The sequence below is a fragment of the Varibaculum sp. GTC20041 genome (genome assembly GCF_055387755.1).
This window is the reverse complement of sequence record NZ_AP041144.1, coordinates 1,611,820-1,627,458: the sequence shown is the minus strand read 5'-3', so window position 1 is coordinate 1,627,458 and position 15,639 is coordinate 1,611,820. Positions and strand designations below refer to the sequence as shown.

14 protein-coding genes and 1 tRNA gene are annotated in these 15,639 nt (G+C 52.5%); 2 read left to right on the top strand and 13 right to left on the bottom strand.

What is annotated here, in order from left to right; genetic code table 11:
- Positions 1–24: 24 nt before the first annotated feature.
- The 6 genes from ACZ5BI_RS06805 to ACZ5BI_RS06780 form a co-directional block, all read right to left on the bottom strand.
- Positions 25–888 (bottom strand): metal ABC transporter permease, encoded by an 864-nt coding sequence (locus ACZ5BI_RS06805; protein ID WP_311525403.1) that lies wholly within the window; start codon positions 886–888, stop codon positions 25–27.
- Positions 885–2,030 (bottom strand): metal ABC transporter permease, encoded by a 1,146-nt coding sequence (locus ACZ5BI_RS06800; protein ID WP_464895948.1) that lies wholly within the window; start codon positions 2,028–2,030, stop codon positions 885–887. Before ACZ5BI_RS06800 ends, ACZ5BI_RS06805 begins: the two co-directional genes overlap by 4 nt.
- On the bottom strand, positions 2,027–2,815 hold the full coding sequence (locus tag ACZ5BI_RS06795; protein WP_464895947.1) for a metal ABC transporter ATP-binding protein: 789 nt from the start codon (positions 2,813–2,815) through the stop codon (positions 2,027–2,029). The genes ACZ5BI_RS06800 and ACZ5BI_RS06795 overlap by 4 nt, the downstream gene beginning before the upstream one ends.
- A gap of 115 nt (positions 2,816–2,930) precedes the next feature.
- Positions 2,931–3,869: a metal ABC transporter substrate-binding protein gene (locus ACZ5BI_RS06790; RefSeq protein ID WP_464895946.1), complete on the bottom strand. Its 939-nt coding sequence runs from the start codon at positions 3,867–3,869 to the stop codon at positions 2,931–2,933.
- Positions 3,870–4,247: 378 nt separating this feature from the next.
- Complete coding sequence (locus ACZ5BI_RS06785) at positions 4,248–5,705, bottom strand: FtsX-like permease family protein (RefSeq protein WP_464895945.1); 1,458 nt, start codon at positions 5,703–5,705, stop codon at positions 4,248–4,250.
- Positions 5,706–6,416, bottom strand: a complete 711-nt coding sequence (locus ACZ5BI_RS06780; RefSeq protein WP_464895944.1) for an ABC transporter ATP-binding protein — start codon at positions 6,414–6,416, stop codon at positions 5,706–5,708. It lies immediately after the preceding gene.
- A gap of 322 nt (positions 6,417–6,738) precedes the next feature.
- Here ACZ5BI_RS06780 and ACZ5BI_RS06775 point away from each other — a divergent pair, with 322 nt between their 5' ends.
- On the top strand, positions 6,739–8,364 hold the full coding sequence (locus tag ACZ5BI_RS06775) for an ATP-binding cassette domain-containing protein (protein WP_464895943.1): 1,626 nt from the start codon (positions 6,739–6,741) through the stop codon (positions 8,362–8,364).
- Here the strand turns inward: ACZ5BI_RS06775 and ACZ5BI_RS06770 are convergent.
- The 3 genes from ACZ5BI_RS06770 to ACZ5BI_RS06760 form a co-directional block, all read right to left on the bottom strand.
- Positions 8,361–8,717: a HepT-like ribonuclease domain-containing protein gene (locus tag ACZ5BI_RS06770; protein WP_464895942.1), complete on the bottom strand. Its 357-nt coding sequence runs from the start codon at positions 8,715–8,717 to the stop codon at positions 8,361–8,363. The genes ACZ5BI_RS06775 and ACZ5BI_RS06770 overlap by 4 nt on opposite strands.
- Positions 8,707–9,042 (bottom strand): nucleotidyltransferase family protein, encoded by a 336-nt coding sequence (locus ACZ5BI_RS06765; protein WP_464895941.1) that lies wholly within the window; start codon positions 9,040–9,042, stop codon positions 8,707–8,709. The genes ACZ5BI_RS06770 and ACZ5BI_RS06765 overlap by 11 nt, the downstream gene beginning before the upstream one ends.
- Before the next feature lie 281 nt (positions 9,043–9,323).
- Positions 9,324–9,394, bottom strand: a tRNA-Gly gene (locus ACZ5BI_RS06760).
- 136 nt (positions 9,395–9,530) lie between these two features.
- Here ACZ5BI_RS06760 and ACZ5BI_RS06755 point away from each other — a divergent pair.
- A complete protein-coding gene (locus ACZ5BI_RS06755; RefSeq protein WP_464895940.1) occupies positions 9,531–9,941 on the top strand; it encodes an NUDIX domain-containing protein in 411 nt (136 codons plus the stop codon).
- A gap of 67 nt (positions 9,942–10,008) precedes the next feature.
- On the opposite strand, the gene ACZ5BI_RS06750 is transcribed toward ACZ5BI_RS06755, so the two are convergent.
- The 4 genes from ACZ5BI_RS06750 to ACZ5BI_RS06735 form a co-directional block, all read right to left on the bottom strand.
- On the bottom strand, positions 10,009–11,256 hold the full coding sequence (locus tag ACZ5BI_RS06750) for an anaerobic glycerol-3-phosphate dehydrogenase subunit C (RefSeq protein WP_024058369.1): 1,248 nt from the start codon (positions 11,254–11,256) through the stop codon (positions 10,009–10,011).
- Positions 11,249–12,496: a glycerol-3-phosphate dehydrogenase subunit GlpB gene (glpB, locus tag ACZ5BI_RS06745; RefSeq protein ID WP_316087062.1), complete on the bottom strand. Its 1,248-nt coding sequence runs from the start codon at positions 12,494–12,496 to the stop codon at positions 11,249–11,251. The genes ACZ5BI_RS06750 and glpB overlap by 8 nt, the downstream gene beginning before the upstream one ends.
- Entirely contained in the window at positions 12,493–14,139 is a 1,647-nt protein-coding gene (gene glpA, locus ACZ5BI_RS06740) for an anaerobic glycerol-3-phosphate dehydrogenase subunit GlpA (protein ID WP_464895939.1), read from the bottom strand. The genes glpB and glpA overlap by 4 nt, the downstream gene beginning before the upstream one ends.
- A gap of 352 nt (positions 14,140–14,491) precedes the next feature.
- Positions 14,492–15,613 carry an ABC transporter ATP-binding protein gene (locus tag ACZ5BI_RS06735; RefSeq protein ID WP_464895938.1) on the bottom strand — a complete coding sequence of 374 codons (1,122 nt, stop codon included), beginning with the start codon at positions 15,611–15,613 and terminating at the stop codon, positions 14,492–14,494.
- Between the last annotated feature and the right edge of the window lie 26 nt (positions 15,614–15,639).

Below are 15,639 nucleotides of genomic sequence, written 5' to 3'. Positions count from 1 at the left end.
GAGTAGGTAGCAGCTGGGATAGCTCTAAGCGTGCTTCTTGACACGGGTGCGCACCCGGCTGATCAGTAGAACTATTAGGAATAAGACCCCATCGGTAAATGCCATCATCGCCGAGGTGGCAAGGTTGAAATGCCAAGCGGTAATAAAACCGATAATTGCGCTGATTACCGCAATAATCAGGGTGAAAGCAAATATTTTTGGGAGAGAATTAGACAGTAGAATCGCAGTGGCTGCTGGGGTTACCAGTAGGGCAATCACTAGAATGGCGCCCGCAGTAGAAAAAGCCACCACAATAGTTAAGGCCACCAGAACCATGAATATAGTTTCCACCGTGCGGATGGGGAACCCGATGACTCGGGCTGATTCCCTATCGAAAGTCACAAGCTGCATAACCTTATAGGTAAGCAGTAAAAATATTGTATTCGCTACGAAAATTATCAGCAGCATCCACATGGCGCGGGGACCAAAATCATAATTGCTGATTATCAACCTTTCGGTATCTAAAGCCAGCAGGTTCAGGTCGCCGGTCAGTACCGTATCCTCGCAGATATGTACATGCGCCAGCGCAGTGGACAGTAAAATTACTCCGCCCGAAAATAGCAGGGGGAAGATAACTCCTTGACTGGCATCCTTAGGTAGTAGACCGGTGGATTGCAGATAGTTGGCTCCCAAAACTACGATTAACCCAAAACCAGCGGCAAGAACCACCATTATCGGAGAATAAGTGGATCCAGAAAGCAACGCTCCCAGCACGATTCCGGGTAGGACTGCGTGGCTCATTGCGTCCACCAGCATGGATTGACGACGCAACACCAAGAAGGTGCCGGGTAGGGCGCAAGTTACCGAGGTAGTAATTGCTAGTAATAAGGCTGCAAGTACAAAACTCATTTCAGATTAACCTCGGGGTCTAGCTGGGAGTTGTGGCTTAATGTTCCGGCTGATTGGAGAATTGGGGAGGGAGTGTCGCCTTCCTGCGCCTTTGTCGGTGAGAAACACAGCTGGTTAGCTATTGCCGCAGGATTAGTAGGCTGCTCTTTCCAGGAATTACCCTGAGCGGGGGAGGTATTATCTTCCTGCTCGTGCTTTAAATTTTGGATATGCCGGCGGCGGCGATACCGGTAAGCCAGCAAAGAGCGGTGCGGAGAGAAAACTAAAGAAATAGCTAGAACCAGCGAAAGGATGACTACGATTACCGGTCCAGTAGGCACCTTACCGATGGATACTGCCAGATAAGAACCAAAACCGCCGCTAAGTGCACCTATTGCTCCCGCCATTAGGAATAATACCGGTAGATGATCGGTCCACTGCCGTGCAGCAGCTGCGGGGATAATAGCAAAAGCAACCATCAATACTACCCCTACAGATTTCACCCCAATCACGATACCTACGGTGGTGCACAAGGTGACAATGGCGATCAAAAGGTTACCGGAAAAGCCAGCTGCCTGGGCGCCTACGGGGTCAAAAGCAAAGAGCGCGATCTCCTTCCAGAAAATCGCGACGATCAATAGAGTAGTAAAACCTAGGATAGCAACGGTGAACACATCGATTTGACGCATAGTGGCGGCATTGCCGAACAGATATTGTGCAATACCAGAGCGTCCGGAGAAATGGGAAAAGGATAATAGCCTCAAGGCCACCATGCCGCCGCCATAATAGATGGCCAGAGAAATTGCCATGGCGGCTTCCACTCCCACTTTGGATTTTTCTGCAATTAGATTGGTGGTGGCAACAGCCAGCAAGCCGGAAATTGTGGCTCCAATCGTCAAAACCAGGATCGATTGTCCATCTGCGCCCATTAGCGAAGCAATTACGAAGGCTCCCACAATCCCGGCAATAGAACTATGTCCAATAACGTCAGAAACTAGGGATTGTTTACGCACGTAAAGTAGGGATCCGAGGGTTCCGGCGAAGAAACCCACCAGGATTGCTCCCGCGGTCATCACACGAAAACTGTAGGTTCCCCAAAAATCACTTAGAGAGATTAGTTCCTGGGGGAAAAGGCTAGAGAGGTTGGTGAGGGCGTGCTTCATGCCAGCGCTCCCTCGATTCCGTATGCCTGGGAAATGTTCTTAGCGGTAAAGGTAGTGTCTAGAGGACCGGAGGCCACCAAGTTTCCTTCGCGAAGCAGCAATACTGAGGAACAAAAATCTTTTACAGTAGCCAAATCATGGTGTACCAGGAGCACGGTTTTCCCGGAGCTAGCTAGAGAACGCAGTACCTGTAAAATCGTCTTTTCGGACTTCATATCAACCCCCGCGAAGGGTTCATCCATAACTAATAAATCAGCATCGGCGGCCAGGGCGCGCGCCACAAAGGTGCGTTGTTTTTGTCCCCCGGAAAGCTCAGAAATCTGTCGGTTTGCGAGATCGGAGATATCTAGTTGTTCCATAGCGGCTAGCGCCGCCTGATGCTCTTTTTTCCCCGGGCGGCGCAGCCATCCCAAGTGGGTGTAGGTTCCCATTAACACCACGTCTTTTACTCGCGCGGGAAAATCCCAATCAATTGAGGCAGACTGCGGCATATAGGCAATACGTTTGCGTACCCGGCTCAAGTTTTTCCCAAAGAATTCAGATTTCCCGCTGACCCGGGGAATCAGTTCCAGCATCGCTTTGATCAAAGTAGATTTTCCGGCTCCATTAGGGCCAAGAATCGCCATGATTTCTCCGCTGGGGACGGTAAAACTCACCCCGGAGAGGGCAAGACGATCTCGGTAAGCGGCGCTGATGTTTTCCACCACGCAAGGGGGAGTGCTCACTGGTACGCTGGCAGTCTTTTCTCGGGAGTCTTCTGGGGAAGAAGTGTTTTTGGAAGTCATGGAGTTAATACCTTTAACGAAGATAACTGAATGATTTGGGAAGAAAGAGGATGGGCGCTAGGAAACTTGGAGACGGCGAAACCTAGCGCCCATCCTGGCACTCAGGTCGCGTTCTCTATGAGAGTGCCTTTACAATAGCTTCCACATTGTGCTGGAAAGCTCCCAGATAGGTGTTGGTGGGGGCTTTCTCGCCGAGGGTGTCTGCATAGAGTTCGGTGTCGGAGAGTTTAACTTCCCAACCTTTGGACTTCACCATTTCTTGGAGGTGCTTTACTACTTCCGGGCTCTTGAGGTTGTCATAGAAGATAACCGGAACTTTTTTGCTAGCAATAGTGTTTGCCAGTTCTTCCAACTGTACCGCAGAGATTTCCGATTCGGAAGAAACCATATCGGTAGCCATAATGTCTAGTCCGTAGGTGCGTCCCAGGTAGTTGAAGGCGTCGTGACCGGTTACCAGAGTGCGGCGATTGGCAGGAATCTTTGCCAATGCGACCTTGGCCTTTTCATGCATGGCCTGAATCTTGGCGTTATATTCTTTACCGTTCTTGAGGTATTTGTCGGCGTTAGCTTTATCTAGTTTCGCAATTTTTTCGGCAGTAGCGGTTACCGCGTATTGCCATCCGATCGGGTCATTCCACACGTGGGGGTCGTGGCCTTCGATCTTGCCATCTTCTTCCCAGTCCAGCAGCATTTTTTTCGGAATGGCTTCTGCGGCGGGCAAGGATTTATCACCCAGACCATCGAACTGACCCATCATTTTGTGTTCCATGTCGTGACTGGTCCAAACCACCAGGTCCGCTTTTTGGATTTTTTCAGTGTCTTTGGTGGTGAGTTCTTGAGTGTGGGGATCGCCTCCGGGGGCTACCAGGGTAGTAATCTCGGCGTCGGGGGCTATGTTTTTCACCGCGTCGGCAAGATAACCGGTGGTGGCAACAATTTTTAGCTTTCCATTAGCTCCATCCGCATTATCGGCGGCACCATCTTTGGCGCAACCTCCCAGGGAAGCTGCCAGGGCTAGCGCACAGATTCCGGAGACCACGGCTTTCAGTTTCATTTATCATCCTCTTTCATATTATTCGGGTACCCGAAATATTAGTTTAGGTTAGGTGAACCTGATAATAAAGATAGTTATCAATTGGGAAAAAGAAAACTGACGTTTGTCCTATAGGGGGTGCTTGCTGTGTTGACCTGCATAAAGTTCCTGTTGTATGAGTTTTTTCATAAACTAGGGGCTTTTGGTGATTCTCGGGTTTTGGGTGAATAGTTGGAGTGGCATAGATTTAGGGGATCCTGAGTTAGTAATTAATTTTGCCGGACTTTCCTATATGGGAAAGTCCGGCAAAATCCTTGCTGGGGGATTAGATTTCTTGGTAACTTCTCTAGGCTTCCGCGCTAGTTATGTAACCGTGCGAACGTCCAGTAGAACTGGCCGTTAGTCGTTGGCGCGTTGCTGCAGCAGGCGTAAACGTCGATGCAGGGGGTGGCTAGCGAAAATCGAGGCCGCCGTAACCGCCAAACCGGCCAGCATTAACAGGCACATTTGGGTCACCGAATTCTCAGGGGTTTGTCCGGTTTGTTCCTTTAACATTTGCACCATCGGCATAGCGGCTACTAGTCCTAAGATGCCTCCTCCTAGCACGGATACCGCTAGTGGTCCCAAAGTTTCCAGCCACATCGAGCGCAATTCGAAGCCGCGCGGGGCGCCCATTTTCGCCAGAGCCCGGGACTGCTCGGCATTTTCAATCACCGTTGCCGCTTGGGTAATCAACATGGCACAGGCACAAAGCGCGAAACTGACCGCCAAGGTAATCATGGCGCCAGTTTGGAAATCCCAACGGGTGGCTGCAATAAAGTTGTCAGCCAGGCGATCAGAACCTTCCCCATTGACCAGTACTGGCGACATGGCTACGAAACCCGCGAGAAAAGCTAAGAACCCCATACCGCTGACGCGCCGCCAAGTAGTCTTGGGGTCGGCCACTATTCGCCGAGACGCCAGTACCATCGCAGGAATCGGCACCTTTGCCAGCAAGCGAGCATTTAGTTGCAACAGGTAGGGTCCCAGCAAGTTAAACCCCAAAATAACTACCAGAACAACGGCGGAGACTATCGCTATCGTCCGGGTTTTTGATAGCCCTAAGGTTGCCTGACTGACTATGAAAGCGGCGATAAAAATAGCTACCGCAGCTACCAGGCGCCAAATGCGCAGCGCCGGTTGGCTCGCTCTGCGGGTTACTCCCAAGGGAGAAACTCTTACCTGCTGCATTCCCCACCAGGCAGAAATCTGTCCCAGCAAGATAATTACTGCTAGCACGATCAACAGTAGCCACCAGGGCAGCAGCATTTCCTTAACCGTTATATATTTGGCTTCTATTTCAAGAAAAGTCCAGGCAGGAAGGGTCGCGAAATAAAGAGCAGTACCGATCAGGGAACCGATAACCGCTTGGATCAGCGCATCTAGCAGGGTCATCTTGGTGACCTCCGCAGAGGACACACCCAGCAGGCGCAAGGAGGCTAAACGCTTTTCGCGTCCTCGTGCCCCCAATACTGCCGCCTTGGTGGCGAGCGAGCTTAAAGATGGGATTATTAGAGCGCAGGCCAAAATGGCTAAGAGGAAATAGAACTTTAGCATGATTTCGAAACTCGCATCGGCTTCAAGTAACTGGGCAGCGATTCCGGTGGGGGTCTGCCAGCGGTTATAGAACATGTAGGTGCCGCCAGCAACCGTTAACGCTAACCCGGCACACACCGTATAGGCCAGGATTGACGCCAAATAAAGTAGTGATTCGCCCTGGCGAGAGCGGAAACGTGCTTTAGTGAGATGCCAGGTTAACCAGTTTAGGTTTTGTGCGCGCGAGGAGGTAGCTGGGCTGGCTATGTTAGTGGTCGACATTTACGCCCTCCTAGACTGCGGCGCTAGAGCGCGGTCGGAGTGGATTTTACCGTCCCGAATTTCAATCAGACGTGAACACCATTGCGCAACGTTAATGTCGTGGGTAACCAGCACTAATGCTGCCCCGCAGCGCTGTGTTTCCCGGGTTAAAGTTTCCATCATTTCGTATCCGGTAGCTTGATCAAGAGCGCCAGAAGGTTCATCTGCAAAAACCACTTTCGGGCTACCGATGAGGGCGCGAGCGATTGCTACCCGCTGTGCCTGACCCCCGGACATATCTCCGGGACGCCGCTTTTTCAGCTCAGAAAGTCCCAGCTCAGCGAGTAGTTTATCTGCGCGCGTTAAAGCTTTCGGGAGCAGAGTTCCGGTCAAAATAAGGGGGAGTGCCACGTTTTCGCGGGCAGGCAGCTCGGGGATGAGTTGCCCGTCTTGGAACACAAACCCGAACTGGCTAAGCCGCAGCCGGGAGCGCGTTACATCTTTTTGTGCCGCGATATCCTCGCCCCGGAATAAAACTTTTCCGGATTCGGGAACGAGGACGCCGGATAGGCAATGCAAAAGGGTCGATTTTCCTGACCCCGATGGCCCCATGATTGCCACCGACTCGCCCTCATGAATTTGTAGAGAAACCCCGGCGAGAGCGTGTACGTTTCCGAAACTTTTAGTGATGTTATCGGTGCTGAGCACCTCTTTTTCTTTATATTGATTCATACCTTCTATTTCAGTCCGCCCATCGGGCGCAGGGAACAGTGCTGAAACTGATTTTTAGGTATTGCTAAAAACTACCCAGAGGTAGAGCTGCCACTACCCAAAGGGGAGAGTGCGCCCTCTTTAAGTAGCTAGCTGCCTGTAGGCTACCTGAAGCGGGTAATAAGCTGTAGCTATTCGGCAAGGGGTTGGCTAAAATCAAGGTAGGTAACGGGCTAGGTGCTCGTTATGTTATCCAAGTGGGGAGCTAATTTCCGATGACATTGTAATCTCTACTCAGCTCAGCTGAGACGCCGCCCTTAATCGTTGCGTCCTGGAGATTATTATGCCTGCCATCATTCTCGAAAATATTTCTTTTTCATACTCCTCTAAACCGCTGCTCGAAAACATCAATTTGCAGGTAGGGGAGGGCGAGCGCGCCTGTTTGATTGGTCCCAATGGTTGCGGGAAAACTACCCTGCTTCGCATCGCTTCCCAGGATCTTTTGCCAGAACAAGGCAAGGTTAAGGTCGTGGGAACAAACGCTGAGTTCTTCCAGGTACCCGCTGTTGAACATTTTCGTGGCAGCGTCAGAGATTACCTCGGCTGTGCTTTGCGTCCTCTGCGAAATATCGCTACCCAGTTTCAGGACGCAACGGCTGAACTTAGTCAAGGTGTTGGTGATACCCAGGCGGAGCGCCGCTATGACCAGCTGCTTGCCTTAATGAGCTGTTTTGATATTTGGTCGCTCGAGGCGCGGCTCACTGAAGTTTTAGCGAGGCTGGGCTTGGGGGTGCTCACCGGATCAGGACATGACCGCAGTTTAAGCAGCATGTCCCCGGGGGAGCGGGGGAGACTGCAACTGGCGGTCACGCTAATCATGAAGCCCGAAGTGTTGATTTTGGATGAACCCACCAACCATTTAGACGCTCGTGCAATCGATTTTCTAGTAGAAACCGTTAATAAATGGAGAGGCGCGGTTTTGATGTCGAGTCACGACCGGGCGTTTATCGAGGACACTGCCACGGTTATTTACGATATGGACGTAGCACTATGGAATGAACTAGCTAAAGCTACTGGTAGTAGTCAGGTTACTGGTCTCTATCGCTGCGCGGGTGCCTACTCAAAATATTTAGCCGAAAAAACGAGTGCTTGCCGCAAGCATCGGGAATTACATGCAGCACAGCAGGCCGAGAAACGGTTACTGAGAAAACATCGCCAGGAAGCTAGCAAGATAGCTCGCGGGGGCGTACGCCTGGCGAGCGCTGAGGGTAAAGCCAAGAAGTTTTTTGCAGATCGCGCCGCTGCCACCGCGCAGCGGCGAATGCGAAATGACGATAAGCGAGGTGAACGCCTTAACGAACAGGAAGTGCGCAAACCCCGTAGCTACGACCTGACTTTCGAGTTTAAGCAACCTGCTACGTGCACCGGAGTAGCGGTAGCTGCGCGTCGTGCCACAGTTGCCGGCCGCTTGGCGCCGCTCAGTTTCGATTTGTTCTATGGAGAGCATCTACTGGTTACTGGGGCTAACGGTTCTGGAAAATCTACCCTTTTGACTTGGATCTATCGCGGGCATCCACCCGCGGGTGCGCAAAGTACCGGCACAATTGCCGGCGAGCGGAAGGTCGGGCTGGTTCCTCAGCAGCTTCCCCAGGAGGGCGACCCCGGATTCACTGGCACCATCTGGGAAAACGGTATTGGCGAGGTCGGCAAAGGTGTCCTCCATCCTTCCCTGTGGGCTACGCCTATCCCGGAGCTGTCGGCCGGAAACCAGCGGCGAGCCCAAATTGCGTTAGCGCTGGCTACCTCGCCCTCTTTACTGATAATTGATGAGCCCACCAACTACCTGGATTTGCAGGCGATGCAAGCGTTGGAAGAAGCCCTGAAGGCGTGGGCGGGAACTTTGGTGGTAGCCAGCCATGACCGGTGGCTAATCAACCACTGGCAAGGTAGAAAAATCAATATCCGTTAGGGCTTGCGATAATTTTCAATTTTGCGAAGTATATTCTCGATTAACGGAATTATCTCGTGTGACATTGTCTCCCACAGCATTGACTTGTCAATGTCAAGGTAGCCGTGCGCCATGCGGTTACGCATACCACGAACTTCGGCTAACGGTAGATCTGTGCATCGAGCCAAGGTTTCAGCCGGAAGGTCTTCAAGCATTGCTTGTAGCCGAATAATCACTTGACAAGAGGCAAGGTAGAGGAGTTCCGCGTCGGAAGAATCCGACAAGAAAAGCTCTCTTCCCTGGCTGATGACATGTTTTACCGTCTCGGCGAGCTCGCTAAGAGCCGTAGCCACAACTTTCGGATCAGGTGTCATGATTTACCGAGATTGCCTGGGAACGGGCATGATCTGCCGCGTACCCTTGAGAAGAGCTCGGCATAATTTCAACCGGGTTGTGGAGCAGATTGCTTAACTCAATTTCTAAAGCAGCCAAGTTGAAATAGCTTGCTCCGGGAAGGAACTCCACCAACAGGTCGTAATCCGAATCTCTGGTTGCTTCGCCCCTGGAAACCGAACCAAAAACCCAGTATTTTCCAGTGCCTTTATGATGCTTGATAACATCACGTACTTCATCATCTGCAGCACGAAGCCGTTCTAGTGACGGAGCAGTCGCTGCAACCGGATTGGTCGTGATTGTCATATTGCTATCTTACTTCGCGACTCAAAGATAAAATAGCCTTCTTCGCTCGGATCAGAAATATGAAAGCAAGCTTTCATATTCACGATCCTCACTCAGAGCGGGTGCTCGGTCGCTGCGCTCCCTACGACCCTCCTCGTTCGTCGAATAAGCAAAAAGAGCAAGCTCCTTTTGCTTGCTCTCCTCACTTCGAGCGGGTAGTAGCACCTGCGGTGCCTACCCTTCCTCACTCCGGTCACAAGCATTCAAACGCGTTCCGCGCTTGTGCTTGCACCTCCGTTCAGAGCGGGTGACGAGAATCGAACTCGCCTCTACAGCTTGGGAAGCTGTCGTTCTACCGATGAACTACACCCGCGTTGGCATTTAGCCGCCTTTAGAGTATAACCAGTAGCAGCGCTCCGCTCAAAACTAGTGGACAAAAGTGAGAATAAATGACTGGGAGCAACAGCCTAAGCGGTTATCTTATGCTCATCGGCACCAGGGAGGTACCAATGACTTTCGTAGTAGCACTCGCGGCCATCTGCGATAGCAAACTACTCTGTGCGCAGCGCTCCTACCCGGAAAAACTACGCGGCAAATGGGAACTTCCAGGCGGAAAAGCGCGCGAGGGCGAGGAACCGGTAGCAGCGTTAGTTAGGGAAATAAAAGAAGAACTCGATTGGGAGATTCCTCCTGCTGGGCTGAAACAAATCTTGCCCGGCCCGCTCCCGGCGGGAAACTGGCCGCTACTAAAAGGCGCCCAAATGCGAGTAATGCTTTACTATCCCCGTGAGCTACCAGTCCTGCAAGCAGGGGATTCGCATCTCCACCTGCAGTGGAGCCCGGCAGAAAAAGTAACGCAGCTAGACTGGTTAGAACCCGACTTACCTATCGCCGAAGCGTTAAGTCGTGTCCTGAAATAACCAGCCCAGCTGCGTCCTCAAAAATAGATACCCAGTAACCGGAGCCTAAACCCCGGTTAACTTAGTGTTAGCTATCTTTTAGCCCCATGGCCTCAAACAACAGATAGATTGGGTGGACAGCAGGCTTACCGCCGCCCTTCTCCAACTGCCAGCGACAAGTCTCGGTGTCCGAAACCACCAGGTCAGAGTTAGTGCTCTTAATCTTGTCGAAAGCGGTCTTGCCTACTGCTTGCGCAATGTCATATTTTTCCCGCTTCAAACCGTAAGTGCCGGCAATCCCGCAGCAGGTAGCGCCTGATTCGTGAACCGTCAGTCCCGGAATCTTATCCAGTAACTGCTTACCGGGGGTGCCAATCCCCGTGGATTTTAGCTGGCAGGGCGCGTGATAAGTAACCGTCAGGTTCATCGGCTCCAAGTTATCCAGATCCAGTTCGCCCCGGTCATACAAATCCAGCAGGAACTCCGAAATATCCCAGATACGCCGCGACACCTGCGTGAGCTCCTCGTCTTGGACACCCAGAATCTCGCGCGCCTCATGCTTGACCATGCCCACGCAAGAACCGGAAGAACCAACTATCGTTAGGTCATCCCCGGGGACGTTCAGATCATGCGCCAGTTTGCGAATCAGTTTCTTTGACCCGTCATAGAGGCCGTTAGACTGTTGCGCCAATCCGCAGCAACCGTGAGGAGGTACCAGTACCTCGTATCCTAGGTGCTCGAGAATCTGTACCGAGCGAATCGAGGTAGTAGTTTCAAAGAATTCACCCGCACAACCGTGGAAGAACACGATCTTGCCCTTAGTGGGAGCCGGAGCAGTGCGGGTATGCTTCTTGAACCATTTTTCAAAACTAAACCCGTCAGCGACCGGCATCGGCGCTTCATGGTGAATCCCGAAAGTTTTCTCTACAATCTGACGAATCGGTTTTTGCTTCAGTGCCCAGTTCGCCAGCGGAGCCACCGGGGTCATCGCCTTGCCCATAAACATGGTGTTGGAGATGAGCACATCGCGGAGCGGACGGCCGTTTTGCTGCTTCATCGCGGCGCGAGCCACGTTATTTAGCTCAGCCACCTTCACGCCCTGCGGACACACTAAGGTACAAGTACCGCAGCTGGAGCAGTAATCAATGGTGTGGTCAACCGACATTCCCTTGCGGAAACGTTCCGCCTGTGGCCCCACGTATTTCGGACCGGGGAACAGGGGAGTGACCGCTGCTACCGGGCATTGGGTTTCACAAATCGTGCATTTGACGCAAGCATCCAAGCTGGCGCGCATCAACGGATTAAACTCGGGTTTATTACGTAAATCCTTAGTCATTGGTATCCCCCAAAATCGTCTCGCAAGCCCTAAAAGCGGAAGCTAGAGCAATGCCATCACCGGACTTTTCCCGCCACCGAGTGGCTCCCGCTAGCAACCCGCCAGCGGCGTAAAGGTTCTGATATAGCGGATTCCCGGAAGCATCCAGTACCCGCATCTGGGAATCGACCTGTACCCCCACTTCGAACAGGGGCTGGTCTGGTCCCCAATAGTCTTCGTGAACCAGCGGTCCGCTCGGGATTGCGAGCGGTAAATTAAAGGCTCTTTCAGTAACATTCCAGTAAGAATCCACATGTAAAGTACCGGATTCGAAGCCGCCACCAGCGTAGATGAAGTGCTTAGCTTTAAGGGTCGTCTCCGAGCCGGCAGAATCAAAAGTCACGGATTCAACCCGGCCATCACTAACGTTAAGGCCGGTTACTTCACTGCCGATAATGTAGCGTACTCCCAGATCCCGTACCATTTGAGTGAGAGCCTCATTGATGCGCATCCCCGGAATGGAAGGCGGCAGAATCGGGATCTCGAACACTTCATGTCCCAGGCGACGAGAGATGTCCTTCCAGGCGCCCAGATCCTTCAATCCCAGCACCGCGGGGAAACCGACTACTTCCCCGTCTTTCAAATAGCGTTTAATCTCGTCACAGAATTTGGCGCGGAAATCCTCGGTGTCGAGGGCGCGGGCGAAATTCAACCCGGAAGTGTCGGCCTCGCCCGGGCGTACCGGGATATCTATCCAGATGTGGCGAGCCGAAACTTTACCTCCGCCGGGAATTTCTTCCTTTTCCAGATTTTCGGCTACCAATTGCGGATAAAAGTCCTTGAGACGGCGCAGTCCCACGATTACGTACTTCTTTCCGTCCTCAGGCGCGCCCGCCAGCATTGACGGCTGGGGTAGGCAGGTGGGGCGCCAAGCACCCAGGCAGGTGGGCAAGAATACGTTCTTATCTGGACTGCCGGCAAGCAAATCTGCCCCTAGCTGCTCTTTTAGCCAGTTAGCAGAATCGGCTACCGCCTGAGAGCCCAGTTTACTGTAAGGGTGGGACTGAGGTAACCCTGCGATCGCCTCGAGAGGATTATCTACCCGCTCTGGGCTGTATCCATACAGGTCAATCGTGCCTTGACCCAGCTGGATGCCGCCGATCCCCTTGGTTATTAAATCAACTTCCTGCCCGGCTTTAAGTAGCCGAAGCGCAGCGCTAAGACCAGAAAGGCCAGCACCGATTACTACTACGTCTCTCACGCTAGTGCCTCCTTTACGGCTTCACGTTCCTGTTTATCGCGTTCTTGTTCGACCGGATTGAGGGCAACCTCGCTCAGCTGGCCTTTTCCAGGCGCATGCTCCAGGTCGAAAATGCCCTGCATAATCCAGCTATCGAGGGCGGTTTCGCGGGCAGACTCCCCGAAAAGAATCGGTTTAATACCAATCCACCGATTCTTCATAAATAGGGAAATCATATTGGTTGCCCGCTCAACCGAGGCGGCTCCCTGGTCATTAACGATGCCGGCGCAACGCATAGAGCAGAATCCGCCTTGACACGGCCCCATCCCAATGCGGAGCTGACGGCGGAGATCATCGAGAGAAGCATTCGGGAATTCTTTAATGGTTTCTTCCACCATTCGCCGCGACACCAGTTCGCATTCGCAAATAATCTGGTCTTTATTCCACTCTTTTTCCCGTGCCTGCAGACGGTCGGTGAGTCGATGCTGCCTAGAGTTTTCTTGTCCGGGAACCGCTTCCTGGGCGGTGCGACAAGGACGCTCATCTTTCATTATGTCGCACATAATATTTACGGCACGTTCAGCCATCAGGCGGCAGGTAGTTAGTTTGCCACCCGCCACGGTAAGCATGCCCTTGACCCCGTCGCGTTCCTCGTGATCCATAACTGACATACCGCGGGACATATGGCGCGAATCGGTAGCTGCCACCCGGTTGTCTTTAACCAGCGGGCGAGCCCCTACCCATACGTGCAGAGGACGAGAATGACGGAACCCTGGCAGGAGAGCATCCCCTGCGTCTAACATTTGCTGTACTTCTTTGTCTTTTATCTGTAGGAAGTCAGCGCTAGGCGCCACCTGGTCAGTGGTGCCGATAATTGCCACCTGATGGGCAGGAACAATCAAGTCCCCATCTGAAGGGTAAATGCACCGATTGATTACGTGTTGGCAGATGCGGTGATTCATGGCGATCATAATCCCGGCACCCGGAACCACATTCACATCATGGCAACCTGCCATAGCGGCGATTTCGCCGGCCCAAGGACCGCCACAGTTAATGATGAACTTACAGTCGATGCGGACTTTTTCCCCACCGTTCTTGTGATCCTCACAAGTGACAGCGCTGACCGCTCCATTGGTGACTTCGATGCCAGTAACCCAGTGGTAGGGGAGGATTTCGGCTCCATATTCTTTAGCAGAATGGGCAAATCCCCAAACCATTTTCCAGCCATCAATAGTGGCGTCCTGTACCGCGAAAGCTCGCTTGAGTTTCGGGTCGAGACGAGGCTCGCGTTTTAGCGCTTCGGCCGCGGAAATTTCGTAGGCCGGAACTTTGGTTTTATTAGCGCACTCCAGGAATATATCCGCGTGCTCTTCGCTATCTTTCGAGGTAGTAACGAACAGTCCGCCAGTATCTTCAATGGCATGGGGAACGACTTTACGTAAGATTTCGTTCTCCTGCGCACATTCAGTTGCGGATTCGGGATCCGATTTTACGTAGCGTCCTCCCGAATGCAGTAATCCGTGGAACCTAGCAGTGGTACCTTGGGCTAAATCCACCCGATCTACCAGTGCGGCTTTGAATCCGCGCATGGCAACGTCGCGTACTACGGCACTGCCGGTGGCTCCACCACCAATCACCACCACATCGACTTCTAGTTTTCTCACCCTTTGCCTCCAGAATCGAACGCAGCCTCGCTGCCGCGCGTCAATAACTACCCCAGAATCTGCTCCTGCGGCTCTTTTTTAGGTTATCGCTCACGCTTAAATCTCGTGCGGATAGTGAAGAGTTTGCACATATTCGCGCCGGATTTTTTATAAATACACGTCCTCTCATAAGCCGAAAGGCTTTTAGGTGCAATTAGTTTCCCCGATGGTTTTGCACAGATTTGCAAAACCATCGGGGGAAGGGATTATTTTCTGAACTGATCGTTACCTAGAGGAGGAGATCGCTAAATTTAGCCGTCTCCCGGTCTGCTTTTCGCGACCGTAAGTTAACTGCCCGGTTTTATTGCCCTGATTAGCTAACTTCCGAAACCGCCAAAGATGCCCCCTCGGACACGGCCTGGCCCGTAGCCGGATCAAAGAAATAAAGTTCTTCTAAATTGGGTTTCGTCCGATAGATCTCGCCTCGATCGGGGAATACCCCTCGAGGCAATAACACTGCAACTCTATCCGGGGTGGCAGCTACCTTTTCTGGGGGTTGCCCGTAAAGGAAGGCCTGACTGCCTAAACGTTCGATGATGTGGGTAGTCAGGGAAAGAGCTGCCTCCCCGCTACTGGCGGGTAACCAGGATTCTGGACGCACCCCTAAGATGACTTGCTCTTTTACCTGGGCGCGCACCGCCCTTGGAATCGGTACTGGCAAGTCCCCCAACAGGGCTTGACCTTCAGAGTTAATAGGCAGAGTGAACAAGGTGATCGCCGGGGAACCGATGAAGGAAGCAACGAACGTGTTTACCGGTTTGCGGTAAAGGTCAGTGGGGGTAGCTACCTGTTGAAGTACCCCTGACTCCATTACCGCTACTCGATGACCCATAGTCATGGCTTCCACTTGATCATGGGTGACATAAACGGTGGTTACTCCCAGTTCTCTTTGTAAAGATGCAATTTCTCCCCGCATCGAAACCCGCAATTTTGCATCCAGGTTTGATAGCGGTTCATCCATGCAGAATACAGTGGGTTTGCGGACAATAGCGCGCCCCATAGCGACCCTTTGTCGTTGTCCCCCGCTCATGGCACCAGGTTTGCGATCCAGCAAATCTTCCAGCTGCAAAAGCCGGGCAGCCCACTGCACCCGTTCCTTAATTTTATTTTTGGGCATCCCCTTATTTTCCAGGGCGAAACCCATATTTTGAGCGACTGTCATATTGGGATAGAGGGCATAGCTTTGGAATACCATCGCCACGTCCCGCGAGCGCGGGCGCGCCCCGGTCATGTCTTTGCCGCCGATCAGGATGCGCCCGGAGGTGGCCGGTTCCAGGCCGGCCACCATCCGCAGCGATGTGGATTTGCCACAGCCAGACGGTCCTACTAAAACTACGCATTCACCGTCCTCAATATGGAGGTTCAGGGAGTCAACCGCCGGTTTAGCTGCCCCTGAAAACAGGCGGGATGCATTTTCGAAAGTCACGCTAGCCAAGGCATTTCCTTTCCTTGTGGCGCCAG

What these genes read in the sequence shown, in the direction of transcription:
- ACZ5BI_RS06765 (WP_464895941.1), bottom strand. Translation starts at nt 9,042, where the DNA reads ATGACAATCACGACCAATCCGGTTGCAGCGACTGCTCCGTCACTAGAA.
- ACZ5BI_RS06775 (WP_464895943.1), top strand. Translation starts at nt 6,739, where the DNA reads ATGCCTGCCATCATTCTCGAAAATATTTCTTTTTCATACTCCTCTAAA.
- ACZ5BI_RS06805 (WP_311525403.1), bottom strand. Translation starts at nt 888, where the DNA reads ATGAGTTTTGTACTTGCAGCCTTATTACTAGCAATTACTACCTCGGTA.
- ACZ5BI_RS06795 (WP_464895947.1), bottom strand. Translation starts at nt 2,815, where the DNA reads ATGACTTCCAAAAACACTTCTTCCCCAGAAGACTCCCGAGAAAAGACT.
- ACZ5BI_RS06780 (WP_464895944.1), bottom strand. Translation starts at nt 6,416, where the DNA reads ATGAATCAATATAAAGAAAAAGAGGTGCTCAGCACCGATAACATCACT.
- ACZ5BI_RS06790 (WP_464895946.1), bottom strand. Translation starts at nt 3,869, where the DNA reads ATGAAACTGAAAGCCGTGGTCTCCGGAATCTGTGCGCTAGCCCTGGCA.
- ACZ5BI_RS06755 (WP_464895940.1), top strand. Translation starts at nt 9,531, where the DNA reads ATGACTTTCGTAGTAGCACTCGCGGCCATCTGCGATAGCAAACTACTC.
- ACZ5BI_RS06785 (WP_464895945.1), bottom strand. Translation starts at nt 5,705, where the DNA reads ATGTCGACCACTAACATAGCCAGCCCAGCTACCTCCTCGCGCGCACAA.
- ACZ5BI_RS06800 (WP_464895948.1), bottom strand. Translation starts at nt 2,030, where the DNA reads ATGAAGCACGCCCTCACCAACCTCTCTAGCCTTTTCCCCCAGGAACTA.
- ACZ5BI_RS06750 (WP_024058369.1), bottom strand. Translation starts at nt 11,256, where the DNA reads ATGACTAAGGATTTACGTAATAAACCCGAGTTTAATCCGTTGATGCGC.
- ACZ5BI_RS06770 (WP_464895942.1), bottom strand. Translation starts at nt 8,717, where the DNA reads ATGACACCTGATCCGAAAGTTGTGGCTACGGCTCTTAGCGAGCTCGCC.